The 978-nt window shown below is 37.8% G+C and carries 2 protein-coding genes; one reads left to right on the top strand and one right to left on the bottom strand.

Features of this window, described 5'->3' with window-relative positions:
* Positions 1 to 57: 57 nt before the first annotated feature.
* Positions 58 to 513 (top strand): pantetheine-phosphate adenylyltransferase, encoded by a 456-nt coding sequence (gene coaD / locus E1176_RS01015; RefSeq protein ID WP_155208729.1) that lies wholly within the window; start codon positions 58 to 60, stop codon positions 511 to 513.
* A gap of 3 nt (positions 514 to 516) precedes the next feature.
* Here the strand turns inward: coaD and E1176_RS01010 are convergent.
* On the bottom strand, positions 517 to 978 hold a 462-nt coding region (locus E1176_RS01010), incomplete at its 5' end, for an NUDIX hydrolase (RefSeq protein WP_155208730.1).

Genomic DNA, 978 nt, shown 5'->3' with positions numbered 1-978 from the left:
ACAGGACCATCACTTCTTCGATCTGTACAGCATACACCTTTGTGACTAATTTTTAATATGAAAAAAACAGCCATCTTCCCAGGCTCATTTGATCCTTTCACCAAAGGTCATCAAGACATTGTATTACGTGGTTTGCAATTATTTGATAAGGTAATAATTGCTATTGGCCATAATACCAAAAAACACAATCGATACTTTGACATCGATAAAATGGTGAAAAAGATTGAAGAAGCTTTTGATGGAAATGATGGTGTAGAGGTCGTGGTCTATAATGAGCTTACCGCGTCATTTGCCCAGAAGCATGATGCTAAATTTTTGTTGCGTGGCCTTCGAAATACAACCGACTTTGAGTATGAAAATAGCATATCTCAAATGAACAAGTACCTGAATGCCGAACTAGAATCAGTCTTTTTGATAACCTCACCGGAGCTGGCTGCAATTAACTCTACCATCATAAGAGAGGTACACAAATATGGAGGAGATGTAACTCCCTTCCTTCCGTATAAAATCTAACCGTTAGTCTGTCTTTTTTAGAGCAATTTCTTTAGCTGCTGCTTTTTCTGCCAGCTTGTGCTTTCTATGCTTAAAATACTCATCTACCACAAAAGAAATGGATTTGTATGAGTTTTGAAGTCCGTGATAAACTTCTTTAGGGGTCATCCAACGTACCTCCTCGATATCTTCCTCAACCTGAGGTTGCATCTTTTTGTCCTTGAGTACTTTCATATTGTACCAGGTAGTACGTTTTATTACTTTCTTACGCTTCATAGTATAAGTGTGCCACGTGGTACAGAGCTTCTCTTTAAGCTCTACCTTTACATTACACTCTTCTTCTACTTCACGCTTGGCAGCTTCACCTATCTTTTCTTTCTTTTCTAGCTTTCCTTTAGGTAAATCCCACTTCTTCAGACGATAAATCATTAAAATTTTATCACCCTTGCGTACGACACCACCAGCTGCTTTAATTACTTTAAATTT

It is taken from the genome of Fulvivirga aurantia, assembly GCF_009711475.1.
In the GTDB taxonomy this organism is placed as follows: domain Bacteria; phylum Bacteroidota; class Bacteroidia; order Cytophagales; family Cyclobacteriaceae; genus Fulvivirga; species Fulvivirga aurantia.
Note: the sequence above shows the minus strand (reverse complement) of the source record. Positions and strands in the feature narration are given on the sequence as shown.

Bases quoted from the DNA above. Each gene is read 5' to 3' on its own strand.
- coaD (WP_155208729.1), top strand. From the start codon at position 58: ATGAAAAAAACAGCCATCTTCCCAGGCTCATTTGATCCTTTCACCAAA.